Source organism: Clostridia bacterium (genome assembly GCA_035628995.1).
Lineage (GTDB): Bacteria > Bacillota > Clostridia > Lutisporales > Lutisporaceae > BRH-c25.
Genome location: DASPIR010000033.1, coordinates 133,170 through 158,335, shown reverse-complemented (window position 1 = coordinate 158,335; position 25,166 = coordinate 133,170). Strand labels below are relative to the sequence as shown.

At 41.4% G+C, this 25,166-nt stretch carries 18 protein-coding genes, 1 riboswitch and 1 other annotated feature; of the genes, 16 read left to right on the top strand and 2 right to left on the bottom strand.

Annotation, left to right across the window (positions count from 1 at the left end; translation table 11 throughout):
- Positions 1 to 16 precede the first annotated feature (16 nt).
- The 9 genes from VEB00_15045 to VEB00_15005 all read left to right on the top strand — a co-directional run bounded on the left by VEB00_15045 (position 17) and on the right by VEB00_15005 (position 12,001).
- Complete coding sequence (locus VEB00_15045) at positions 17 to 514, top strand: MogA/MoaB family molybdenum cofactor biosynthesis protein (GenBank protein HYF84335.1); 498 nt, start codon at positions 17 to 19, stop codon at positions 512 to 514.
- A 68-nt stretch (positions 515 to 582) separates the two neighbouring features.
- Entirely contained in the window at positions 583 to 1,392 is an 810-nt protein-coding gene (locus VEB00_15040) for a flagellar motor protein (GenBank protein HYF84334.1), read from the top strand.
- Positions 1,385 to 2,140, top strand: a complete 756-nt coding sequence (locus VEB00_15035; GenBank protein ID HYF84333.1) for a flagellar motor protein MotB — start codon at positions 1,385 to 1,387, stop codon at positions 2,138 to 2,140. The genes VEB00_15040 and VEB00_15035 overlap by 8 nt, the downstream gene beginning before the upstream one ends.
- Before the next feature lie 401 nt (positions 2,141 to 2,541).
- Positions 2,542 to 4,278 (top strand): NADH-dependent [FeFe] hydrogenase, group A6, encoded by a 1,737-nt coding sequence (locus tag VEB00_15030; GenBank protein ID HYF84332.1) that lies wholly within the window; start codon positions 2,542 to 2,544, stop codon positions 4,276 to 4,278.
- A gap of 238 nt (positions 4,279 to 4,516) precedes the next feature.
- Positions 4,517 to 7,186, top strand: coding sequence for a formate dehydrogenase subunit alpha (fdhF, locus tag VEB00_15025; protein ID HYF84331.1), 2,670 nt, complete (start codon positions 4,517 to 4,519; stop codon positions 7,184 to 7,186).
- A gap of 142 nt (positions 7,187 to 7,328) precedes the next feature.
- Positions 7,329 to 7,940, top strand: a complete 612-nt coding sequence (locus VEB00_15020) for an HD-GYP domain-containing protein (GenBank protein HYF84330.1) — start codon at positions 7,329 to 7,331, stop codon at positions 7,938 to 7,940.
- A 130-nt stretch (positions 7,941 to 8,070) separates the two neighbouring features.
- A complete protein-coding gene (locus tag VEB00_15015; protein HYF84329.1) occupies positions 8,071 to 9,189 on the top strand; it encodes an amidase domain-containing protein in 1,119 nt (372 codons plus the stop codon).
- Positions 9,190 to 9,714: 525 nt separating this feature from the next.
- A complete protein-coding gene (asnB, locus tag VEB00_15010) occupies positions 9,715 to 11,556 on the top strand; it encodes an asparagine synthase (glutamine-hydrolyzing) (protein ID HYF84328.1) in 1,842 nt (613 codons plus the stop codon).
- Between the two features lie 184 nt (positions 11,557 to 11,740).
- The gene (locus tag VEB00_15005) at positions 11,741 to 12,001 is read left to right on the top strand and encodes a hypothetical protein (GenBank protein ID HYF84327.1); all 261 of its coding nucleotides are present in this window, start codon (positions 11,741 to 11,743) and stop codon (positions 11,999 to 12,001) included.
- A gap of 28 nt (positions 12,002 to 12,029) precedes the next feature.
- On the opposite strand, the gene VEB00_15000 is transcribed toward VEB00_15005, so the two are convergent.
- A complete protein-coding gene (locus VEB00_15000; protein ID HYF84326.1) occupies positions 12,030 to 12,506 on the bottom strand; it encodes a DsrE/DsrF/DrsH-like family protein in 477 nt (158 codons plus the stop codon).
- A gap of 71 nt (positions 12,507 to 12,577) precedes the next feature.
- Positions 12,578 to 13,915 carry an aminotransferase class V-fold PLP-dependent enzyme gene (locus VEB00_14995; protein ID HYF84325.1) on the bottom strand — a complete coding sequence of 446 codons (1,338 nt, stop codon included), beginning with the start codon at positions 13,913 to 13,915 and terminating at the stop codon, positions 12,578 to 12,580.
- Positions 13,916 to 14,096: 181 nt separating this feature from the next.
- Positions 14,097 to 14,244, top strand: a riboswitch (cyclic di-AMP (ydaO/yuaA leader).
- Here VEB00_14995 and VEB00_14990 point away from each other — a divergent pair.
- The 7 genes from VEB00_14990 to VEB00_14960 all read left to right on the top strand — a co-directional run bounded on the left by VEB00_14990 (position 14,245) and on the right by VEB00_14960 (position 24,998).
- Positions 14,245 to 15,369, top strand: a complete 1,125-nt coding sequence (locus VEB00_14990) for a peptidoglycan-binding protein (GenBank protein HYF84324.1) — start codon at positions 14,245 to 14,247, stop codon at positions 15,367 to 15,369.
- A gap of 135 nt (positions 15,370 to 15,504) precedes the next feature.
- Positions 15,505 to 16,164, top strand: a complete 660-nt coding sequence (locus tag VEB00_14985; protein HYF84323.1) for a DUF4397 domain-containing protein — start codon at positions 15,505 to 15,507, stop codon at positions 16,162 to 16,164.
- Between the two features lie 105 nt (positions 16,165 to 16,269).
- Positions 16,270 to 16,989, top strand: a complete 720-nt coding sequence (locus VEB00_14980; protein HYF84322.1) for a L,D-transpeptidase family protein — start codon at positions 16,270 to 16,272, stop codon at positions 16,987 to 16,989.
- 161 nt (positions 16,990 to 17,150) lie between these two features.
- Positions 17,151 to 19,376 carry a PAS domain S-box protein gene (locus VEB00_14975; protein HYF84321.1) on the top strand — a complete coding sequence of 742 codons (2,226 nt, stop codon included), beginning with the start codon at positions 17,151 to 17,153 and terminating at the stop codon, positions 19,374 to 19,376.
- A gap of 26 nt (positions 19,377 to 19,402) precedes the next feature.
- Entirely contained in the window at positions 19,403 to 20,356 is a 954-nt protein-coding gene (locus tag VEB00_14970) for a TIGR01212 family radical SAM protein (GenBank protein HYF84320.1), read from the top strand.
- A gap of 211 nt (positions 20,357 to 20,567) precedes the next feature.
- Positions 20,568 to 20,815 (top strand) — a binding site (T-box leader).
- 52 nt (positions 20,816 to 20,867) lie between these two features.
- Positions 20,868 to 23,312 (top strand): leucine--tRNA ligase, encoded by a 2,445-nt coding sequence (gene leuS / locus VEB00_14965; protein HYF84319.1) that lies wholly within the window; start codon positions 20,868 to 20,870, stop codon positions 23,310 to 23,312.
- Between the two features lie 231 nt (positions 23,313 to 23,543).
- The gene (locus VEB00_14960) at positions 23,544 to 24,998 is read left to right on the top strand and encodes an MFS transporter (protein ID HYF84318.1); all 1,455 of its coding nucleotides are present in this window, start codon (positions 23,544 to 23,546) and stop codon (positions 24,996 to 24,998) included.
- The last annotated feature ends 168 nt before the right edge of the window (positions 24,999 to 25,166 follow it).

The following is a 25,166-nucleotide window of genomic DNA, read 5'->3' as shown; positions in this document are numbered from 1 at the left end:
GAACGGGGGACTTAAAATGGATGGATTCAGTGTGGGAATCATAACAGTAAGTGATAAGGGTTCAAGGGGAGAGCGGGTTGATACTTCAGGCCCTGCCATAGAGGATATGATAAGACAGATAGGCGGCAGGGTGGAGAAATATGTTATAGTTCCCGATGAAAAGGCGGATATAAAAAATGCGATTATAGATATGTCCGACAAGCTCAAGCTCAACCTAATACTGACAACGGGAGGAACCGGTTTTTCCCAAAGGGATGTGACTCCTGAGGCAACCCTTGAGGTTATCGAAAGGCATGTGCCTGGCATACCCGAAGCAATGAGGGCGAGAAGTCTGTTGGTTACTCCTAAGGCAATGCTCTCAAGGGCACAAGCAGGTATTAGAAAGCAGACACTTATAATAAACCTTCCGGGAAGCCCCAAGGGTGTAAGAGAGAACCTTGAAGTAATAATGCCTGCGTTGGAGCATGGAATAGAGATATTAACAGGTCAGGCGACCGAGTGTGGTGGCAAGTAGTAACACATAAACACTTATTATTTATTCAATATTTACAAAATTATTGATGATATGTAGGGGGTAATCATATGGAATTATCTACGCTTTTAGGTCTGATATTTGGGTTTGGAATGCTATTGTTTGGATTTCTTCTTGAGGGTGGGGAAATGCATGCGCTTTTTCTCCTGGCTCCCGCAATCATAGTATTTGGAGGAACAATGGGAGCAATATTAGTTTCCTATAATATGAAGGATGTTAAGAGACTTCCGCAGCTTGTCATGTCAACGATGACCGCGCATAAAAGCTCAGAGGACGAGCTTATTGATGCTTTTGTAAGACTGGGGGAATCAGCTAGAAAAGAAGGCTTATTGAGTCTTGAGGGTATAGTGGACAAGGAGTATGGCAGCAAGTTTGACCCAATGCTTAAGGAAGGGGTTAAAATGGTTGTAGATGGCACAGATGCAGATCTGGTAAAGAGCATGTTCGAAAATGAGCTTTATATACATGACCAGCTAAGAAAAAATGAAGCATCTATGTTTGAAGCAGCTGGAGGGTACTCACCGACAATGGGTATTATAGGTACTGTTATGGGGCTTGTTCATGTACTTGGCAACCTTTCTTCTCCCGAGGAATTATCCAAGTCAATTGCTGGTGCCTTCATTGCTACTTTATATGGAGTTTGCTTTGCGAATTTAGTTTATCTGCCCATGGCATCCAAGCTCAAGCAGAAGGCTAAACAGGAAACAATAGAAAGGCAGCTTATTATGGAAGGTGTCTTATCAATTCAAGCGGGAGAAAACCCAAGTATAATCCGCAGAAAACTACAGACCTTTAAAACGGAGGATAGAGACAAGAGCATTGAGGCAGCGCCAGTTGAGGGGGCAGAATTAAATGGCTAAGAGGCATATGGAAGAAGAGCATGGCGACAACCATGAACGATGGCTTCTCACTTACGCGGATCTTATAACGCTGCTAATGATATTTTTTATAGTAATGTATTCCATGAGTGCAGTAGACAAGAATAAATTCATGGCAATGGCAGAACAAATGGGTGTTGTATTTGGTAACGGTCAGGTTATTTCAGTAAAGGATGCAGGCGGGGGAGGGCTTTTGAAAGACATTCCATACAATCCAAAGGTAGAATTGGATGAGACGCAAATGAAGCTTCAAGAGTATATTGAAGCTAACGGTCTTGGGTCTATGGCCTCAATTTATAAGGATGAGAGAGGTATGGTGGTCAGTCTCAGTGAGGGATTGCTTTTTTCCTCGGGTTCCGCAGAGTTGGATGAAAAATCCAATGAGATTCTCAAGAAAATAAGCGGAGCGATTTCAGGGCTGCCCAATTATGTGCGTGTTGAAGGTTTTACAGACAATATTCCAATAAGGTCTGTTCGGTATAAATCCAACTGGGAGCTTGCATCCCAGAGAGCTATCAATGTAGCACAGATATTGATTGACGGAGGGTTTATTCCCCAGAGAATTTCGACTGTTAGTTATGGGGAATACAGGCCTACGGTTCCGAATGATAATGAAATTGATAGAAAGCTAAATAGAAGAGTGGATATAGTAGTAATGACTCAGGCAAACAGCAAGTTAGAGCCCAAGATGAATAACGAGAGTAAAGACGAAGAAGCAGATGCTAAATAGTATCTGCTTCTTTGATATTCATCATGGAAGTCTAAATCATTTCTCATGGGACCATTTCTGTGACATACTGATTTCCCTTATTATTGGTCAAAAAATAGCTAGCATATATAGCAATAATTTCAAAATGGGGTTAGAATTAATTGACAGAGAAAGCAGTTCTAGTAAATATATGTTCTATTTGAAAGAATGAAAAAGTGTGTTAAACTATTGACAATCTAAGGCGTATTATATATGATAGATATAGGATTGTAAAGAACATTGTATACACTAATTCCATGATATCCCAATGACATTGATAAACTATTGACAATCATTGCTGGATATAGTAAATTGGTTATGGTATATTTTGTGATAAAAATCATGTTATTTATAACAGATGTATTTTATGGAGGTATGAGTAAATGGAAATGATAAACATTACTATTGACGGTATCAAAACCCAGGTTCCAAAGAACTATACCGTACTTGAAGCTGCAAGGACTTTGAACATAAACATACCTACCCTTTGTTTTCTGAAAGGACTCAATGAGGTTGGCGCATGCAGGATGTGCGTGGTTGAGGTTCAGGGAGCAAGAACATTGCAGGCTTCATGTGTGCAGCCTGTGGCTGAGGGTATGGTTGTTAAGACTAACACACCAGTTGTTTTAGAAGCAAGAAGAACAATATTGGATCTTATTCTCGCAAGACATGAAAGAGAATGTCTCACATGCTCAAGGAATTTAAACTGTGAGCTTCAGAAGCTTTGTGAAGAAATTGGAATAGACAAGGTAAAATATGAAGGCCAAAAGATAAGATATAAGCTGGATGATGCATCACCGTCTGTTGTAAGAGATCAGAACAAATGTATATTATGCGGAAGATGTGTTGCTGTATGTAAAAAGGTGCAGGACACAGGTGCTATTGATTTTGCACAAAGGGGAGTAAACACAACAGTAACTACCTCCTATAACAAGGGTCTCACAGAAGTTAACTGCATAAACTGCGGTCAGTGCATTAAGATATGTCCTGTGGGAGCATTAAGAGAAAAGGACGACACAGAGAAGGTATGGAAAGCAATCGGAGACCAGACCAAGCATGTTGTGGTGCAGACTGCTCCGGCAGTAAGAGTTGCACTGGGAGAAGAGTTTGGAATGCCAATTGGCTCAAATGTAGAGGGTAAAATGATAACAGCCCTTAAGAGATTAGGCTTTGACAAAGTATTTGATACAAACTTTGCAGCCGATCTTACTATACTTGAAGAAGGCACAGAGCTTATCTCCAGGGTAAAGAGCGGCGAAAAACTCCCACTCATTACATCCTGTTCACCGGGCTGGATAAAGTACTGCGAGCATAACTACCATGAATTCCTTGACAATCTTTCAACCTGCAAGTCACCGCAGCAGATGTTCGGCGCTGTTGCAAAGTCATACTATGCAGAAAAGGCAGGCATTGATCCTAAAGACATTTTCGTTGTATCAATCATGCCATGTACAGCCAAGAAGTATGAAGCAGGCAGGGAAGAGCTCAGTGTCGACGGTTTGATGGATGTTGATGCGGTTCTTACTACAAGGGAGCTTGCAAAGATGATAAAGCAGGCAAGAATAGACTTTACGGCTATCAGAGATGGGGAGTATGACAGCATATTAGGCAACTCCACAGGCGCCGGGGTTATATTTGGAGCAACTGGCGGAGTATGTGAAGCAGCACTCAGAACTGTTGCAGATATATTGACCGGACAGGACCTGAAGGAAATTGAATACACACCTGTAAGAGGTATGGAAGGCATAAAAGAAGCATCTGTGAATATTAATGGCATGGATATCAAGGTTGCAGTTGTCCACGGCACAGGAAATGCATCAAAGCTGCTTGACAAGGTCAAGAGCGGTGAAGCAAATTACCACTTTATCGAAGTAATGGGTTGTCCTGGAGGCTGTATAAACGGCGGCGGACAGCCGATAATAATGAATAAAGAGAAGACTGAAGAAGTAAAGAAGTTGAGGGCGCAAGGCTTGTACTCCATTGATAGAGGGAGAAAGCTGAGAAAATCCCATGAGAACCCGGAAGTTAAGAAGCTTTATGAAGAATATATGGAAAAACCTAACAGCCATAAAGCTCATCACATTCTGCACACACACTACACCAAGAGAAGCAAAGTATAAGAAAATAAAAATATTGCCGGCTTTAGCAGAAATATGCTTTGGTCGGCTTTTGTTTTTTAATAAAATTGTATGAAAAGCAGGCTGACATCTGACATTGTCTATAATTATGATACTAAGACTCTATATGATAGATAATATTTAGACAATCAAGAAGCCTTATGGTAGGAGTATTTGGTATTGATAAAATACTTGTAAAGATTTAATATTAAATAATAATATTAAATAAAGGGTGGTTTATATGGTGAACTTGACTATTAACGACCAGCAAGTGCAGGTTGAGAATAACACCACCTTACTTCAAGCAGCAGAAAAACTGGGTATAAGCATTCCTACGTTTTGCTATGACGAGCGTCTTGCAGGTCATGGCGCTTGCCGAATCTGTGTCGTTGAAGTAAAGGGTGCAAGGGCTCTTCAGACTGCATGTACTGCTCCTGCTGCAGAGGGAATGGTGGTGGAGACTCACTCACCTGATGTGATTGCAGCGCGAAGAGAAATATTAAGACTTATGCTTGAGAATCATCCCCTTGATTGCCTGACCTGCGAAAAATCAGGAAAGTGCAAGCTCCAGGATTATTGCTATGAATATGACATAAAGGAGGGTGGATACAATGGGAAGAAAAAAAATTATCCTATTGATGACAGCAATCCATTCTTCTATTTGGATAGAAACAAATGTATAATGTGCGGCAAATGCATAAGGGTAGACAATGAGCTTCAGTGCAGCGGGGCTATTAATTTCAATGACAGGGGCTTTGAAACTCATATAGGAGTTCCTTATGAAAGAGATTTTGAGCAATCAACCTGTGTATCTTGTGGTAATTGTGTATCGATTTGTCCGGTTGGAGCATTGATGCCAAAACATCCGGAAAAGTTCAGGACTTGGGAACTCAGCAAGGTGCAGACTACTTGCTCATACTGCGGTGTAGGCTGCCAGATGGAACTCCTGGTTAAGGGTAATAAAGTGGTAGGTGTGGAACCTGTCAATGCCGAGCCAAACAATGGACTTCTCTGTGTGAAAGGAAAGTTCGGTTATAAGTTCATCGACCATCCGGACAGGCTTAAGACTCCGTATATACGAAAGGACGGTAAGCTTGTAGAAGCAACCTGGGATGAGGCTTATCAACTGATAGCAGATAAGATAGAGGAAACAAAAGGCAAATATGGTCCCGACGCTTTAGGCGGTTTCTCATCTGCAAGGTGTACCAACGAGGAAAACTATTTGTTTCAAAAGCTGTTTAGGGCGGTGATCGGCACCAATAACGTTGACCACTGCGCCCGCCTCTGACATGCCTCAACAGTTGCAGGTCTTGCAACTACATTAGGCAGCGGAGCTATGACAAATAGCATAAGCGAGATAATTGATGCTGAGGCAATATTTATAATGGGTTCTAATACTACTGAAAATCACCCCGTTATAGGAGCAAAAATAAAACAGGCGCAAAAACGTGGGGCAAAGCTCATTGTTGCAGAGCCCAGGGAAATTGAACTGGCAAAGAATGCTGACATATTCCTGCAGATAAAGCCAGGAACGAACGTAGCACTGTTGAATGGCATGATGAACGTGATTCTGGAAGAAGATCTTCAGGATAAGAAATATATTTCAGAGAGGACCGAAAACTTTGAAGAGCTAGAAAAGACAGTAAGGAGCTACACCCCTGAAAAAGCGGCAGAGATTTGCGGGGTAAAGGCGGAGGATATCAGGTCGGCGGCAAGGCTTTATGCAAAAGCAGATAAAGCCGGCATAATATATTGCATGGGAATAACACAGCACAGCAGCGGAGTAAATAATGTAATGTCAGTTTCGAACCTTGCAATGCTGTGCGGCAACATTGGGAAGGAAGCCTCAGGAGTAAATCCTCTGAGGGGGCAGAACAATGTTCAGGGCGCGTGCGACATGGGAGCTTTGCCGGATACACTGCCAGGATATCAACCAGTAGCTAAGCCGGGAGTACTTGAAAAGTTTGAAAAGGCTTGGGGTACAAAGCTTTCATCGAGAGCTGGTCTTACTGTGCCGGAAATGATGGAGAGGGCGGGAACGGGAGAAATAAAGCTGCTTTACATTATGGGAGAAAATCCTATGGTTTCAGATCCTGATACCAATCATGTGAAGCATACATTGGAGCACACAGAGTTTTTGATAGTTCAGGACATATTCATGACTGAGACAGCAGAGCTTGCAGATGTTGTACTGCCGGCAGCAGCCTTTGCAGAAAAGGATGGGACCTTCTCCAATACCGAAAGAAGAGTTCAGAGGGTCAGAAAGGCAGTGGAACCGGCAGGAAATGCAAAAGCAGACTGGACTATACTTTTAGAGCTGATGAAAAAGCTGGGCTATGACAAGAGCCATAAGAACCCTTCTGAGATTATGGAGGAGATTGCAGCAGTGACACCATCCTATGGCGGAATAAGCTATGAAAGGCTTGAGGCGGAAGGTTTGCAGTGGCCGTGTCCGACACTTGACCATCCAGGAACAAGATACATGCATAAGGATGCATTCTCAAGGGGCAAGGGTTTGTTTAAGGGCATAGAGCATAAGGACTCCATAGAAACGACAGATGAGGAATACCCATTCATTATGACAACAGGTCGTGTATTATATCATTATCATACAAGGACAATGACAGGCAGGGTAAAAGGCTTGGAAGCTAAAATGTCCGAAAACTATATAGAGATAAACCCAGCTGCAGCGGCAAAATTGAAAATCAAAGACGGCGAAATGATTAAGGTATCCTCACGAAGGGGCAGCATACTAGTTAAGGCAAAGGTAACAGATATCGTAGATGAAAATGTGGTATTCATACCTTTCCACTTTGCTGAAGCTTCTGCAAATATACTGACAAACGGGGTACTGGACCCTGTTAGCAAAACTCCGGAGCTAAAGGTATGCGCGGTAGCGATAAGTAAATAATAGCATTATAAATACATCTTTGACGATTTTACGTTAAAGATGTATTTATTGTTTAATTATGCAGATATTTCTGATATAATAAGCAATAGTGCTGTAATTCATAAAAGCTTATACGTAAAAATAATGGTAAAGAGGATGTACTATGAGCAAAGAATTATATAATTTACTTAACGAAATTCGTGCCAATTATCTTTGTACAGTGAGGAACCTGGCTAACTCCTTGGAAGAGAAAGACAAATATACGAGAAATCATTGTGAGAGAGTTACCGAATACTCTCTCGTTATAGCAAAAAAAATGGGACTAAATGACGAAGAACTCCTAAGCCTTGAGTTTGCGGGACTGCTGCATGACATAGGAAAGCTTGGAATTCCCAGTGAAATAATCAATAAACAAGGAATACTGACTTTTGAAGAGTATGAGTTAATAAAAAGACATCCAGAGATAGGTTATGACTTACTGAAAAGCATGGCGTTTCTTGATTCCAGCAACAAAATTCTACTGCAGCACCATGAAAGAATAGACGGCAGGGGTTATCCATATGGACTGGAAGCGCAGGAAATCCATAAACTAGCCAAGATACTGGCAGTGGCGGATGCTTATGATGCAATGACTACGGTTAGACCATACCGAAGGGATAGACTTAGCAGGGAACAAGTTATCAATGAATTTGTAAGACATAAGAATACACAGTTTGATGAAAATATAGTTGATATATTTGTGGATATATTATCAGGAGGAGATTTAGCTTCTTGAATGATTTGACAGAAGAATACCAAATCCCATGTCTGAATTTTAGGACATGGGATTTTTCTTGCCCCTTAAAAGTAATAAAAGCAGCAAGGCAAAAGTATATTTAAGTAAATGCAAATTGAGGGGTAGTATAATGAGAAGGATTATGACAAGTAAGGTGATGAAGGTTGCAGCAGGCCTGATGATATTGATTGTCTTGTTAACAGTATTTATTGAGCAGCCTGAAGGAATAATGCATGTATTCTTTAACTTGAATGAAAATGAAGAGCTTAAGGATTCAGTATATCAGATATTCCGAAATAGGAATAATGCAATTATAAATGGGGATTTGAAGCTTATTGAATCTATGTATGATACAAGTACTAAGTACGGGATTTGGGCATATCAGCATGAATCGTCAAAGGTGAAATATATCGGCAATTGGGAGCAAAAGCAGGGTGTGAAATTCACTGAAATTATACCTACAGTGAAGATAAGAAGCATTAAGCCTAAAGGAGAAAAGTTTACAATCAACCTGTTATGTTCAACTGAGTATAAGTATTCATATGTGGATGAGCCGGATGTTGTCAATAGCTTCAGGGTAGGGACCTACCATGTGCTTGATCTATTGTACATGGACGAAGTGTGGATAATAACAAGGGAGTGGTATAAGGATCCTTTTGAAGACATTCTAAATCTGGGGAGAATAAATGTAGATTCTATAAATCAGTACATATCCACCCATCAAGCGAGAGACCTCTCGAATATAGGTGATAGGAGAAAGGCTGCAGTGGAGTATGCTGATAAGTATTGTGGTGCTGCAAGTGAAGAAAAGTATGGTTTTAAATACAACAAGAAGTACAGAAATTATAATTCTCAGGGCGGTGACTGCGCTAACTTCGCATCACAGGTGCTTTATGAAGGCGGGAAGTTCAAGAAAAACCACATGTGGAATTATGACAGCGGGGGAGCTACCAGGGCATGGGTCAATGCGGACGGCTTCAAAAGCTATATGATATACAGCGGCAGGGCTTCACTTATTGCCTATGGAAGCTATGAGAAGGTGTATAAGGCTTCGTATAAGCTTTTGCCCGGAGACTTTATAGCCTATGAAAAAAAAGGGGATATCACACATATATCCATGGTAACTGGTGCCGACTCAAGGGGATACTCCTTGGTCAGCTGCCACAACACTGACAGAAACAAGGTTCCCTGGGATCTTGGCTGGAGCGGCAGCAAAATTAAGTTCTGGCTTGTGCGGGTGCACTTTTAGATAAAATAGCAATGTATCGCTACATAAGTAAGCATAAGCTTTGTATATCGACTCACACAATATAAGCTTTGGACAGAATTAGAGCTTGATACTTGTAAAACCCTAACGCACATAAGCCCAAGACTGCGACAAATAGAATGGGGGAACGGGTACCACGGTTTTTCTTCGAAAAAACACTGAAATCCACGAAATACACGGCGGGAAAAAGTATTCTGAAGCATAAGTAATAACCGATAATGAAGTAAGTATCAAAACTCTATAATGTCGCTATTATTATGTAAATTAACCGTGCAATTCCGTAGGAATCCGTGGAACATCCGTGTGTTCAGTGGTACACGTTCCTTTGTGTCACATTCTTCTACGTATACTCATATGTGGCTATGACATGGCTGTTCTTATTTGGATGTTTTCCAGTTATCCCAGAAGCTCTAGAGCTTCTTCTTTTTATTTACCTGTAACATTTACACTATCGATTCATAATCTGTATTAATTAGGTGATAACAAAACTCATTAAGGAGGAGCACTATGTGCGGATTTGTCGGATGGGTCAATACGGAAAGAGATCTAATGAATGAGAGAGAAACCATAGAGAAAATGACAGCGACCTTAAGTAAAAGAGGACCTGATGACTCAGGAATATACACGTCGCGAAATGCACTTCTGGGTCACAGACGCCTGGTGGTTGTCGATCCAGAGGGCGGGGGGCAGCCAATGACACGCTGGGTAGAGGGGAACAGCTATACCTTGGTATATAATGGGGAGCTTTACAATACCGATGAGCTGAGATCTGAACTGCGTGCCAAGGGCCATCATTTCAAGTCATACTCAGATACAGAGGTGTTGCTTGTCTCTTATGTGGAGTGGGGAGTAGACTGCCTGAAAAGGTTCAATGGGATCTACGCCTTCGGGATATGGGATAAGAACAAGAGAACCCTATTTGCAGCCAGAGACCCTCTGGGGGTAAAACCATTATTCTATACGCAAGTGAACGGTTCCTTAATCTTTGGTTCTGAAATAAAAGCTATTTTGCCACATCCTGAGGTAGAGCCGGTACTGGATGAAACAGGTATAATGGAGATATTCGGCTTGGGACCTGCAAGGTCTCCCGGATGTGGGGTATTCAGGGGTATGAAGGAAATACCTCCTGCCCACTGCTTGACATATAACTCCCGAGGAATTAAATTGGAACAATATTGGCAGCTCACAGCAGAGCCACATACTGATGATTTTGATACGACGGTGGAAAAGACGAGGATGTTGCTGGTAGATGCCATTGAAAGGCAAATGGTTTCCGATGTTCCTGTATGTACCTTCCTTTCAGGAGGTCTTGATTCAAGTGCAATTTCTGCAGTGGCTGCTGATTATTTTAGGAAGCATGGGAAAGAGGTATTGAATACCTATGCTATTGACTATGTGGACAATGAGCTTTTTTTTAAGGCGGACGATTACCAACCCAATTCAGACAGTCAGTGGGCTAATAAAATGTCGGAATTCATAGGAAGCAACCACAAAACTATATATATTGATACTGGACAGCTGGTATCTTCGCTTAAAGAGGCTGTACTTGCCAATGACCTTCCTGGTATGGCAGATATTGATTCGTCACTATATCTTTTCTGTAAAGAGGTTCGAAAGGATGCAACAGTGGCAGTTTCCGGTGAATGTGCAGATGAGATATTCGGGGGCTATCCTTGGTATACCAAGCCGGAACTCATTAACAGCAGCACTTTTCCTTGGTCTGAAGCGATTCAGGAGCGTAAGAGCATATTGTCAGGCGATTTTCAGGGGCTTGCTTTAGAAGACTACATTCAGGAAAAATATTACGAAACCATAAAAGAAGTACCAAGACTTGAAGGGGAGAGCAAAACGGAGGATAGGATGAGGGAAATGTTCTATCTGAACCTCAAATGGCAAATGATAACACTCTTAAATAGAAAAGACCGGATGAGCATGTCCAATAGCCTTGAGGTAAGGGTTCCCTTTGCTGATTATAGAATTGTAGAATATGCTTACAATATACCTTGGAGCATCAAGTATTGCGATCAGAGGGAAAAAGGTCTTTTGCGGAGGGCACTCAAAGGAATATTGCCCGAGGATATTCTAAATAGAAAAAAGAGTCCCTACCCAAAGACGCACAATCCGGAATATCTAAGTGCAGTACAGAAAAAGATGACTGAAATAATGGCTGATAAAGAGTCGCCTCTGCTTCAACTTGTAAATGCTAAATTGGTAAATGAGATTGTTAATAGTGGTGGCATAGCTTTTGGAAAGCCATGGTACGGACAGCTGATGAGAGGACCGCAGCTTTTGGCCTATTTCATACAGATAGATACCTGGATGAGAGAATACAAGGTGAAGATCAAGTAGATTTGGAAGCCGCATTATAATATAAAAAATTTGTATATTTAGATGAAAAAAGTAATAGTGACAGCATAATTTGTAATATAGTTTTATAGTTTATGGACATGTTTCAGTACCCTTTTTTTATTAACTCGTTTATAATCGATAATGAATAGTCGAATTATTTTCGACCTAGAGAGGGGTGCGATTATTGAAGCTTCTTGTAATGGTTGTTTTGTGCATAATGCCTATAGTTATACCTTTGCAGTTGGATTCCGATCTGCAGGAGCGCAGGGAAGATTTAAAAAGATATATTTACACACTAGAGGAGGAAATCACTATTAAGGAGGCTGAATTGGCCAGTTTGGATGCGGAGCTAAGTGAACTGGAGAATCAGTATAATGGCATGCTCGAAGAAAATGATAAGATTACTGAGCGGATTAATAAATTGACTGAGGCTGCACAAAAATAGAAGGGCATTCATGCCCTTCCTTGTTTTTTTATATAAACAACTGCATATCTGATTCCAAAGCATCCTTGAGATATTCCTTCGCTTCTATTACCTCCAATTCAGGAATCATTTCTTCTTGCTTAAGCCCCATTATTTCCATTGAGAGCTTGCAGCCATAGAACTTTACACCCTTCTTTATTGCACCTTTGAGGAAGTCTATAAGATGGGGGGCACTGTCGTCATCTATCATCTCAAGAAGCATTTTCTTGCCGATGCCAGCTATATTCATACGAGAGAGGGGGAGTTGCTCCGGTCCCTTAGGTGTAACTGCTCCAAACATTTTTTCATAAGTTGTTTTATCCTCTGCTGAAAACTTTTCAGGATCTCTTACAAGAAAGAGTCCCCAAAAGGTAAAGAACATAGTAACCTCTACCTGCATTTCTCTCGCCGTATTAGCAAGTATAAGTGCCGCCATAGCCTTATCATACTCACCGCTGAACATGAGTATGTTCATTCGTTTGCTCAATATATAAATACCTCCCTATTATTGACTATAGATTATCCTGTATTCTATCCAGAAAGCAGGGAAGTAATACATTAATCATGCGGTGCCATTTCTCCGTCATACCTTTCCAGATACTCTTCCTTGTGGTTTGATATCTCACTCAGCTTCTGCACAAGAACATCAATCTCGTCATAATTATTATATAGTCCAAAGCTCAGTCTGACCATTCCGGAACGAGGCAGCGATGGATTCTTAATGCGTCTTCTTATTTCATTGCGGGGTATTTTCATAAGCCTTTGAACGTAGGGCTGTGCACAGAAACAGCCGTTTCTTACCGATATACCTGATTCGGCAGACAATGCAGCAGCTACTATCTGATGATGTATACCAGAAATGTTAAAGGGTATGATGCCAACCCTATCCCTTATGTCATTATCACAATACAGTTCTAATCCGGGTATTTCTGCCAGTCTTGCAAGTGCATATTCGGCTAGACTGCTCTCATAAGCCTCCAGATTCTCCATACCTATGGAATTAAGTGTTCTGACTGCTTCGCAAAGAGCTACAACACCCATTATGTTTGGGGTCCCAGCTTCATCCTTGTGAGGCGGCGCCGCCCATTTAACAAGATCGTGGGTGACAATGTCAATTGTACCGCCGCCGCTATATTCAGGTTCTCCTTTTTCAAAAGCACATTCAGGACCTATAAGAACCCCAGCGCCAAAAGGTGCATACATTTTATGAGCAGAAAATACAATATAGTCAATATGCTGACTGGAGTAATCAGGCTTCATATCCACGCAGGAGTGACCTATTAGCTGAGCTGCGTCAACCATAACCCTTGCATCAAACTTATGGACAAGCTCAGCAATATCATGGATAGGATTCTTATAGCCTGTTACATTGGAAGCTCCCGTTACAGTAACCAGTGCAACATTTTTTTTATACTTTCGGAGCTTTTTTTCAAGGTCGTGCATTGAGAGCCTTCCGTTCTCATCTACATTAATGTAATCGACGTCATATTTGTTCCTCCAGGGCAAATCATTGGAATGGTGTTCCATATGCGTAGAAAGAATCACGCTGTGCTTGTTTTTGTGATAAAGCCTATATGAAAGCTTGTTTATTGCCTCGGAGGTATTTTTTACAAAAACTACCGTGTTGCTCGAATCGGCTTTGACAAAATCTCTTATTACCGCTCTGGACTTTTCATATATCTCCGAGGAGTATTGAGATTTATAGCCTGTTCCTCTATGTATTGAAGAATACCAAGGCGCAAAGCTCACTACTGACTGGAGTACAGATGAAAAGGGTGGGGTTGTGGCAGCATTGTCGAAATTTATTGAAGTGACCATTTGACCGTTGGAAAGGGGTATTTTAGAATCGGCGCCGACAATGAGCTCGCTATAATTTGTGTTATATTTTACAAACATCCATTTCACCCGCCATTATATTTTATATATTCATTCTATTCAGAAGGTCGAATATATGTGTTTTGACAATAAATATTTGCCAATTTAATCCCCACATTATGGCATGGGATATAGTTCCATTGAAAAAATGGTATTGATTATGTAAACTTATGACATACCGTACTGCAATTGATGCTACATAAATATTGTTAGGCTGAATCCTGATATTTTTGTTCAGGAACGGGGGATTTCTTTGGGGTGAATAGGATGTGGCAATGCAGCTGAATCCTTAGGGCGAACTCTCAGTCCGAATCCGTCAACTAACCTCGTAAGCTGCGAGAGGAGAGCAAATGAAGAAGGGTAAACTTTTTATTTTTTTGATGGTGTTAATTATTTCTTTGACATCAGTCACTTTTGCAGATACTTTGAAGTTTGGAAGCAAGGGATCTGAAGTTACAAAGCTCCAGACAGAGCTTAAGAAACTGGGTTACTTCAGCGGAAAAGCTACAGGTTACTTCGGAAGTGAGACGAAAGCAGCGGTTAAAAAGTTCCAAGCAAAAAAAGGCATAAGCACCACAGGAACTTTTGGACCGCAAACGACAAAAGCTCTTTACAGCACTGGGACAAGCAGTAGAAACTCAAAAAGCAAAGTACAGAGTGCTGCTGAAAAAGAGGTACTTAAGAAAGTTCAGACGATACTTAATAAAATGGACATTTACAAAGGAAAAATCGATGGGTTGTACGGTAAGCTGACATCAGCTGCAGTAAAAGAATTTCAAAAGAAATATGGCATGAAATCAACAGGAGTTATTGACAAAGAAACAGAGACAAGGATTCTCAGCCATTATGCCACTGCAGCTGCAAGCAGCAGAGGTGGAAGTACAGCATCAAACAGCAAGACTTCCAGAATAGAAGCGGTTGAGGCAATTGAGCCAGACAGTGCAGCAGCTTCTGAGAGTGAAGAGAAAAGCCAAGAACCTGTTGAAACAGACAGCAAAGGCAAAATTGAAGTGCTGGACTGGTGGACTCAGGCCAGTAAGGTATTTGCAAGAGGAAGCAATGCAAAGGTCATTGATGTCAGAACCGGCAAAAGCTTTAATATAAAAAGAACGTATGGCGGCAATCATGCTGATTGTGAAACCCTCACAAAAGAGGACACAAAAATTATGAAAGAGATCTGGGGCGGCGAGTTTAGTTGGAGCAGAAGACCGGTGATAGTTGAAGTTGACGGAAGACGTTTGGCAGCTTCAATGGCTGGAATGCCCCATGCCGGCCTTGACAGCAAGCCTGCTAATGTAACAGTAAGCAGCAGGAGTTTAGGCTATGGACGAGGAGCTAATCTTGATACTATAAAGAATAACAATATGAGCGGGCATTTTGACATACACTTCCTAAAGAGCAGGACTCATGGTACGAACCGAGTAGATCCGGCTCATCAAAAAGCTATAAAAGAGGCTGCAGCAGCGAAGTTATAAAAAGAGCATGATATTGCAGTGCGGTAATTCCGGATACGATTTTTTGTATCCGGTTTTTTATTCCACTATTCACAGAGAGGCAGTAAGCTACATATATTATTATATATTGTATTTTATTAAAAGGTGGTTTTTGATATGTTCGGTTCGCCATGCTGTCCATACAACCGTCAATACAGTAGGATAGCGAAGAGCCCCTTTATCAGGCTTTTACACGCTTCGCCAAATACACCAACCGTTGATGTATATGCGAATGATAATTTAGTAGCTCGAAACCTGTCGTACAAGGAATTCACAGAGTATTTTCCAGTGCCTGCGAGCAGCTATCGCATAAGTGCATTTCCAACAGGACAAAAGTCCAACCCTGTATTGTCAACAAATATTAGCGTACCTGCAGGATCCATACTTACGGTGGCGGGAGTAGGAGTTGCACCAAATTTGAGTATATTGTCTGTCGCAGACAGATTGATGCCTATACCTCCTGGTAAAACATATATTAGATTTGTACACTTATCGCCAAATGCACAAAGTGTGGATGTCACCCTGCCTAATGGTACAAAGCTCTTTAGTGACGTAGAGTTCAAGGAAGTAACCAACTACATCGCTGTAAACCCGGGACAGTATACCCTTCAGGCAAGAGCTGCAGGAATGAACCAGGTAATATTGAATGTACCGAATATCAATATAAAGCCCCGCAGGTTTTATACAATTTATGCTGTAGGGCTTGCAGGGGAAAATCCGACACTGCAAATGCTCATAGCTCTTGATGGGAATAGTTATATAAGTGCAGCCAGATAGATCAAGGCCATCCTTTAAAGTTTTGAAGGATGGCTTTTCACTGCCCTTGTTATTTTAAACCTCCAGCATTCATATAAATTAATAGAATGTTTTGGGGGGATTGTGTTGAGAAGATTTATTCACCTTATTGGGATACTCGTCTTTAGCATCACACTTTTGCTGCTAATGGATTCAAATAAGAGTCAGACTGTTCAAATAGATTATATACGCTGGGAAGAGTCATGCTTGAAAGAGTACAATGAGAGCAAAGGGCTATATATCTTCATTGATCTAACCAAGCGGACGCTGTATTTTTTCGAAAACGGAGAGCAAATTAAAAAATTCAGCGTAGCAATAGGCACAAATGAAAATCCCTCTCCAATAGGTATATTCAGAGTCATAGAAAAGGGAGATTGGGGTAAGGGCTTCGGCGGCAGATGGATGGGGTTGAATGTACCCTGGGGGGTTTATGGGATACATGGCACTACGAAACCAAGCAGCATTGGAAGAGCGGCCTCCCACGGCTGCATAAGAATGAGAAACAGGGACATAGTCGAGTTGTATAAACTGGTGAAGCATGGGACGACTGTCGAAATATATGGGGGACCTTTTGGACCTTTTGGAAAAGGCTTCAGAGAGCTGCATCCCGGCGATACAGGGGCCGATGTCATGGAGGTGCAGAGGAATCTACAGCTTAAGGGCTATTATAAAGGGCATTTAAGTGGTTATTACAGCGTGTCTACAGAGAGAGCTTTGAATAGTTTTCAGAAGGCCAGCAAGCTCCCAATCAGCAATGTTATAGATGATAAGACGTATGAAAGGCTGGGCATAGTACTTCAGGAATAAGTCGATTTTTGTCATGGAATTTCGTGTCGTTTATTGTATGACGAAGTTCATTGAAATAACTCAGTTGCTGTGGAATAATTATATTATATGTTTCGCGAAAAACATTTTTTTCATATTAACTTATGAAATGATGCTATTCATAATATCCGGGAGTGTAGCGCATGAATAAAAGGTGGTTTCTTTTTGCAATTATATTGACCGTTGCTATTGCTGGGCTTTTCCCACTTTCTGCAGTCTATGGGAGCAGTCATGCAAGGGTATTTTTTGATGATTCCGATGTATTATATCAGATAAAAAAAAGTGTTGTATGGTCAGTTGTTATATCTTTTATTTTTATATTGCTGCTTGCTAAAATAATAGTAATAGTTAATATTAATAAAAGAAAAGACGCAGAAGTTTCCATGATGGGAAATGAGGAAGTGCTTAGAACTCTCATTAATGGCACACCAGACTTGATATTTTTCAAGGATGCAAATGGGAGATATCTTGAGATGAATGATTCAATGCTTCATGCATTTGGTTTTGACATAGAAAATTATAAAGGCATGGATAGGCATGAACTGGCACGATCAAGTCCGTCTTATAATGTCGTAAGCGAAAAGTGCAGTGCTTCAGATGAAAAGGCCTGGAAAAAGGGTTCTATATACAGGTCAACAGATATAATAAATATATCTGGTGGAGTAAGAAGAACCTATGATGTAATAAAAACTCCTATTTTTTATAAGGACGGAAGACGAAAGGGGATAGTGACACTGGCAAGAGATATTACTATGCATAAGGAAGCGGAGGAAAAGCTCGAAAGAAAGGAAAAAATTCTGAGAGCAACCCTTAATGCGACAGATGATGGTATATTGGTAGTTGACAATAACAGACAGGTTCTGGAGGCAAACGAGCTTTATTTCAGGATGTGGAGTATACCGTGGGATATATACAGTCTAAACAATGAAACAGCACTTCTAAAGCATATCAAGAAGCAGCTCAAAGAGCCTGATATTTTCGAAGCCTGGGTGAACTTCACATATGAAGTTCCTGTAACGGAGCATTACACCGCAGAGCTCACAGATGGAAGAATATATGAAGTATTCTCCACCCCATTGATGGATAAGGGACATATGATTGGCAGGGTGTGCAGTTTCAGGGATATCACAGCGAGAGTAAATGCGGAGAATGAGCTGCATAAGAGCGAGGAAAGATATAGAACTCTGGTGGAGCTAAGTCCTGATGCTATATTTGTCAGTGTGGACGGCAAAACTGTATTTTCCAATATGGCAGGGGTAAAAATGCTTGGTGCCAACAGTAGAGAGAGTATTTACAAGGGGGATATTCTTGATTTTATACATTTGGACACAAAAGCTTTGACGGAGCAGCACATCAATGGTATTATAAACGGCGAAGACATACTGTCCATGTCCGAGCAGAAGATAAGACGATTAGATGGCAGGAGTATTGAAATTGAAGCAGTATCCTCAATAGTACCCTATAGGGGCGAAAATGCAGTGATGTGTGTAGCAAGGGATATTTCTGAGCGCAAGCGGACTGAAGAGATGAAGCATACGATGGACGAAAATATGAAGCTTGTCAGAGAGACCCTTGAATATGATAAAATCAAGACTGAGTTTTTTGCAAATATATCTCACGAGATTAAGACGCCTCTAAATATAATTATTGGGACACTTCAGCTTTTTGAGCTTATTCTAAATGGTCAAAATACTTTTGAAGGCATTGATAAATTGGAAAAGTACACAACTATTATGAGGCAGAACTGTTTTAGACTGTTAAGGATGCTTAATAATTTAATATATATTACTGAAATCGACTCCGGATTTGTAGAGATGCATGTGCAGAATCATGATCTGGTACAAATGGTAAAGAATATACTGTCAGATGCCTCCAGATTTATTGAGAGTAAAGGCGTACAGCTTTCTCTGGATTCAAAGGACCTTTGTCTGGAAACTGCTTGCGATGCTGATAAAATTAAAAGAGTACTTTTAAATCTCCTCTCCAATGCGGTAAAATTCACAGACAAAGGGGACACTATAAATGTCTCATTATTTCGCAAGAATGGTTATGTTTACATATCTGTTAAGGATACAGGCATCGGGATAGCAGATGAAATGAAAGAGCTTATTTTCCAGAGATTCAGGCAAGTGGACAAGTCCTTCACACGAAAATGTGAGGGGAGCGGCATAGGTCTTTCCCTGGTAAAATCGCTTGTGGAAATGCATAGCGGCTCAATTGAGGTGAAAAGTGAATATGGAAAAGGGAGCGAGTTTATTGTGAAGCTTCCCATATGGCTGGTTGATAGCGATGAAATAGCGGCAACTGCAGAAGAGAAGGCAAGTGTATGTATAGATATGGTTAATATTGAATTCTCGGATATATACTAATATTAAAACACAAAGGTGGAGACAGCATGGCAAAAACCTGGGACGAAAAGAGGTACCATACCCTAAATCACTTTCTGAGGGAAAAGTTTGGAGACAAGGTATTCAAGATATCATTGGATGCAGGTTTTACCTGTCCGAACAGGGATGGCAGTGTATCTACCGGAGGCTGTGTTTTCTGCAGTCCAAGGGGATCCGGAGACTTTGCGGGAACCGCCGGCAATCTTGTAGAGCAGTTCCATGAAGTAAAAAGCATGATGAACAAGAAATGGAAGGCGGGCAGATATATTGCATATTTTCAGGCATATACCAACACTTATGCTGCTGTTGAAACATTAAGAGAACGGTATTATTCCATTCTTAATCTGGAGGATGTGGTTGGCATTGCTGTGGCAACCAGACCAGACTGTCTTCCTATGGATGTGCTGGACCTTCTGGAAGAGATAAATTCCAAGACTTATTTGTGGGTGGAGCTAGGTTTGCAGACCATGCATGAAGGGACAGCCAAGCTCATTAACAGAGGCTATGGGCTGGATGCATATGTAGCTTCAGTAAAAGAGCTTAAGAAGCGCAATATAGAGGTTGTAACCCATGAAATACTGGGGCTGCCGGCAGAAAATAAGCAGGAAATGCTTCAGACGGTAGATTTTATAGCTAATACCGGGACTCAGGGTATAAAACTGCATCTGCTTCATCTTTTGAAGAACACCAAGCTGGTAGAGATGCACCAGCGTGGAGAGTTTCAGCTGATGTCAATGGAGGATTATGTCGAGACGGTAGTCGACTGCATTGAAAGGATACCTGAGAGCATGGTAATACATAGAATAACCGGCGACGGACCAAGAGATACTCTTATAGGTCCAGAATGGAGCCTGAAGAAATTTGAAGTAATAAATGCCATTGAGCATCTTATGATGGATAGAGATACCTGGCAGGGCAAAAAGTATACACCGAATAAAGATATACAGAATATATTTATATAAATAACGGGTGCGAGGTGCGAGGTGCGAGGTGCGGGGGGATACGAGGTATTAAACCCGAGTATAAAAGTGAGGCTCCGAAGGCATACTAGACCTACGTGCAACCGTACCCAACAGAAATGCCCTGATATTCCTCGAACCCCGAACCTCGAACCTCGAACCAAAAAATATTGACACAGGTTGTAAAACATGCTAACATAAATCGTAAATATCGCTATATGCAAGGAATGGGAATAGTAGAAGAATGAATGACTTACAGAGAGCTGGAGAAAGGTGAAATCCGGCAGTATGAATTCTTTGAACTCACCCTGGAGCAGCTTCCTGAAGTACTAGTAGGGCAAGCCGGCATTCCTCCGTTAAAGGGATAGATGGTAGTAATTCGCCATCGAAGAAGTGGATTTTTTGGCATTGTAGGCCGAGAAATCAAAAAGAGTGGTACCGCGAATAGACTTCGTCTCTTATTGAGATGGAGTTTTTTATTTTGTTATTTTTTCAATCTGAAAGGAGTGTTATTATGCCTTATTCTAAAGACATTGACAAGAAGTGGCAAAAAAAATGGGAAGAAACAGAGCTCTATAAGTTCCATCCTGAAAATGCAGATAAAAAGCTTTATTGCTTGGAAATGTTCTCTTATCCCTCAGGAGCAAAGCTTCATGTAGGACATTGGTACAACTATGGGCCAAGTGATTCCTGGGCAAGAATGAAGAGAATGCAGGGGTATGAGGTATTCCAGCCTATGGGCTTTGATGCCTTTGGACTCCCCGCGGAAAACTACGCAATAAAGACGGGTATACATCCACAGGACTCCACTTTGAAAAATATAGCCACCATGGAGCAGCAGCTCAGAGAAATGGGGGCGACCTTCGACTGGAATTACGAGGTAGTAACCTGCGCTCCTGATTATTATAAATGGACTCAATGGGTATTCCTGAAGCTTTATGAAAACGGTCTTGCATACAGAAAGCAAGCACCTGTAAACTGGTGCCCAAAGTGCAATACCGTTCTTGCCAACGAGCAGGTAATAGACGGACATTGCGAGAGATGTGAAACAGAAGTAACCAGAAGAAACTTGACCCAGTGGTTCTTCAAAATAACTGCTTATGCACAAGAACTTTTAGATATGGTAGATGGTCTTGATTGGCCGGAAAAGACAAAGAAAATTCAGAAGAACTGGATAGGAAGGTCAGAGGGCTCAGAAATAGAGTTCAAAGTAGAAGGCAAGGACCTATCCTTCAAGGTATTTACCACAAGAGCAGATACTCTTATGGGAGTTACCTATGTAGTGCTTGCTCCTGAGCTGGAGCTTGTAAACCTCCTTACCACTCCTGAACAGAAGGAAACTGTGGAGGCTTACAAGGACTATGCAAGAAAAGTAAGCGAAATAGAGAGACTCTCAACAACAAGAGAAAAGACGGGAGTTTTTACAGGCGCTTATGCAGCACACCCCATAACTGGCGAAAGGGTTCAGATATGGATAGCTGACTATGCTCTTGCAACCTATGGCACTGGCTGTGTTATGGCAGTTCCGGCCCATGATGAAAGAGACTTTGAGTTTGCTGAAAAGTTCAGCCTGCCAATAAACAGAGTAGTCAAGGGAGTGGGAGATGCAGACGATAAGCTTCCTTATACGGAATATGGAGTTCTTGTAAACAGCGGCAAATTCGATGGGATAACCTCTGGAGCCGCAAAGACGAAAATAACCGAAGAGCTTGCCAAGGTGGGCAAGGGTGATCTTAAGATAAACTTCAGACTCAGGGACTGGCTGGTATCAAGACAGAGATATTGGGGAGCTCCAATACCTGTTGTACACTGCGAGGAGTGCGGTATAGTGCCGGTGCCTGAAAAGGATCTGCCGGTAATGCTTCCATACAATGTGGAATTCACTCCGGATGGAGAATCTCCTCTGAAGAAGAGCGATGAATTCATGAACGTAGTTTGCCCCAAGTGCGGCAAACCAGCACATAGAGACCCTGATACCCTTGACACCTTTGTGTGTTCCTCGTTTTATTATCTCAGATATCCTGACAATAAGAACAATGACGAGCCCTTCGATAAGGAATGGATAAACAAAATGCTGCCGGTTGACAAATATATAGGCGGGGCTGAGCATGCAGCAATGCATCTGCTCTATGCAAGATTTGTAACAAAGGCATTGAGGGATATCGGATACCTCAAGTTTGACGAACCGTTTCTTTCCTTGGTTCATCAGGGCACAATACTAGGCCCTGACGGTGAGAAAATGAGCAAAACCAGAGGCAATGTCGTATCCCCTGATACCTATATAGACGAATTCGGTTCTGATGTATTCAGACTCTACCTGTGCTTCGGCTTCAACTATATAGACGGAGGGCCTTGGAATGATGATGGTATAAAAGCAATATCCAGGTTCCTGGGCAGAGTGGAAAGAATGGTTGAAAGAATACTTGAGCTTAGAAATCGGAAGAGCAGGAATGAAGTATCAAAGGACGAAAAGGAATTGGATTATGTAAGGCACATGGCTGTAAAGGGTGTGTCCAAGGATGCGGAAATATTCCAGTTCAACACCTCCGTTGCCAAGATGATGGAGCTTATCAACGCTTTGTACAAATATGATCAGGATGTGGAAAACAAGAACATACCATATCTTGAAGGCGTTGTTGCAGACCTGCTTAAGCTCTTGGCTCCCTTTGCACCTCACTTTGCAGAGGAAATGTGGGCAGAATTGGGATATGGATACTCGATATTCAACCATCAGTGGCCGACATGGGATGAAAAAGCCCTTGTCAAGGATACGGTAGAACTGGCGATACAGATAAACGGCAAGGTAAAGGGCAAAATAGAAGTAATATCGTCCACTGCGGAAAAGGAAATAGAGGATATGGCAATGGCAAATCCTGAAATAAAAGCAGCCCTTGCCGGCAAACAGGTTCTAAAGGTAATAGTAATAAAAAGCAGATTGGTTAACATAGTAGTTAAATAGTAATAGTAAGCTGCGGATAATTTCGCAGCTTCTTTTTCATCTATTATACATTTCGCGAAAAACATTTTACATTATTATTTCAAGTTTCGCGTAAATGTTTCCTTGGTTGTTATTGAATTCGCACTATACCCGATGTAATACTCTAAGTGCGTTCAATATATTAATATGCTAGTATTAATAATAGATGAATTGATTACATATAGAACAAAGCGGTATAGAGAGGAGAATACCATGACCTCAAACACTGAACATAAAAAAGACACTGACTCTGATGAAATTGATGGCAGAAGGGCGAAGCTTATTCTACTGGCGGTTGCAGTAGGTACCTTCATGTCAGCGCTGGATTCCAGCGTTGTCAACATTGCTCTTCCAAGCATAAGCAGCCATTTTAAAGCTCCTCTTTTTATTATTGAATGGGTGGTAATGTCGTATTTGCTTGTTATAAGCAGCTTGCTTTTGACTTATGGCAGGCTTGGAGATATGTATGGACATAAGAAAATATACATAGCCGGGTTTGTTATATTCACTATAGGGTCACTGCTATGCGGGGTTGCCCCGACAATAGCCATGCTTATAGCTTTCAGAGCTGTTCAGGCTTTAGGTGCCGGGATGCTTATGTCCATGGGGCCGGCAATTGTCACAGATGTCACTCCTGCTTACAGAAGAGGAAAAGCCCTTGGCATCACAGCGGTAGCAGTCTCTGTTGCCTTAACGACTGGCCCTGTGCTGGGAGGTTTCCTGACCACACATTTTGGCTGGCAGAGTATTTTCTTTATAAATATTCCTATAGGAATTATAGGTACCTTTTGGGTTTACAAAATAGTACCCAACCAATCACTATGCGAGGTTCAGAACTTTGACGTGGCAGGTGCTGCTACTGTGTTTTTAGCCTTAATGAGTATTTTGATACCCTTAAGCTATACAGAAAAGTATGGCTGGGGCAACAGTTACATTATAGCTTCACTTATTTTTGGCGTTTTGCTGCTTTTACTTTTTGTATACATAGAAAATAAAATAAAAAGCCCTATGATGGATTTGGGACTTTTCAAGAGCAGGTTATTCACAATGAGCAACGTATCTGCCCTTATTAACTATATGGCTCAGTTTTCTGTCACTCTGCTAATGCCTTTTTATCTGATGCAGCTCAAAGGACTTCCACCGTCAAAGGCAGGCTTAATGCTTATACCGATGCCTGTTACTATGATGATTGTGGCGCCTATAAGCGGAGCATTGTCAGATCGGTTCGACAGCAGGTATATAAGCTCAGCCGGCATGGGGTTGATATCCTTTGGAATATTCCTTTTAAGCAGGCTGAGCTTCGACTCAACCACAGCCTATATAATCCTGACTTTAGCCATAATAGGGCTTGGTTCCGGATTATTCCAGACCCCGAATAACAGTGCAATCATGGGAAGCGTCCCCGGGAACAGGAGGGGAATAGCCTCCAGCATGCTTGCCACTATGAGAAACATGGGAATGGTAATGGGGGTCGCTGTTTCTGGAGCTTTATTCAGCAGTCGGTTGGGATATTTGAAGAGTGTGATGTCTTCTCAAGGCATTGCAGGCAGTAAACTTGAAGTTGCTTCATTTATGGGAGCACTGAGTTTTACACTTGCTGTTTCGTCAGTGCTTGCCGCAGCAGCTATATTGACATCACTAATGAAAGGCTCTACCAAGTCTGAATAAATGTATCCATTTATTCTATTGACAGATAAAAGGATGTGTTATAAACTGAAACTATAATATACATAAGGGGGGTATAGTAATAGTTATTTAAATAATAATATTATGTTATAAGAAATATAGAATGTGGAAGCATACATTACATCTGTATGCATTTTAGCAAGGTGAGAA

Bases quoted from the DNA above. Each gene is read 5' to 3' on its own strand.
- VEB00_14975 (HYF84321.1), top strand. From the start codon at position 17,151: ATGAATAAAAGGTGGTTTCTTTTTGCAATTATATTGACCGTTGCTATT.
- VEB00_15020 (HYF84330.1), top strand. From the start codon at position 7,329: ATGAGCAAAGAATTATATAATTTACTTAACGAAATTCGTGCCAATTAT.
- VEB00_14985 (HYF84323.1), top strand. From the start codon at position 15,505: ATGTTCGGTTCGCCATGCTGTCCATACAACCGTCAATACAGTAGGATA.
- VEB00_15035 (HYF84333.1), top strand. From the start codon at position 1,385: ATGGCTAAGAGGCATATGGAAGAAGAGCATGGCGACAACCATGAACGA.
- VEB00_14990 (HYF84324.1), top strand. From the start codon at position 14,245: ATGAAGAAGGGTAAACTTTTTATTTTTTTGATGGTGTTAATTATTTCT.
- VEB00_15030 (HYF84332.1), top strand. From the start codon at position 2,542: ATGGAAATGATAAACATTACTATTGACGGTATCAAAACCCAGGTTCCA.
- VEB00_15045 (HYF84335.1), top strand. From the start codon at position 17: ATGGATGGATTCAGTGTGGGAATCATAACAGTAAGTGATAAGGGTTCA.
- VEB00_14960 (HYF84318.1), top strand. From the start codon at position 23,544: ATGACCTCAAACACTGAACATAAAAAAGACACTGACTCTGATGAAATT.
- VEB00_14970 (HYF84320.1), top strand. From the start codon at position 19,403: ATGGCAAAAACCTGGGACGAAAAGAGGTACCATACCCTAAATCACTTT.
- VEB00_14995 (HYF84325.1), bottom strand. From the start codon at position 13,915: ATGTTTGTAAAATATAACACAAATTATAGCGAGCTCATTGTCGGCGCC.
- VEB00_15040 (HYF84334.1), top strand. From the start codon at position 583: ATGGAATTATCTACGCTTTTAGGTCTGATATTTGGGTTTGGAATGCTA.
- VEB00_15015 (HYF84329.1), top strand. From the start codon at position 8,071: ATGAGAAGGATTATGACAAGTAAGGTGATGAAGGTTGCAGCAGGCCTG.
- asnB (HYF84328.1), top strand. From the start codon at position 9,715: ATGTGCGGATTTGTCGGATGGGTCAATACGGAAAGAGATCTAATGAAT.
- leuS (HYF84319.1), top strand. From the start codon at position 20,868: ATGCCTTATTCTAAAGACATTGACAAGAAGTGGCAAAAAAAATGGGAA.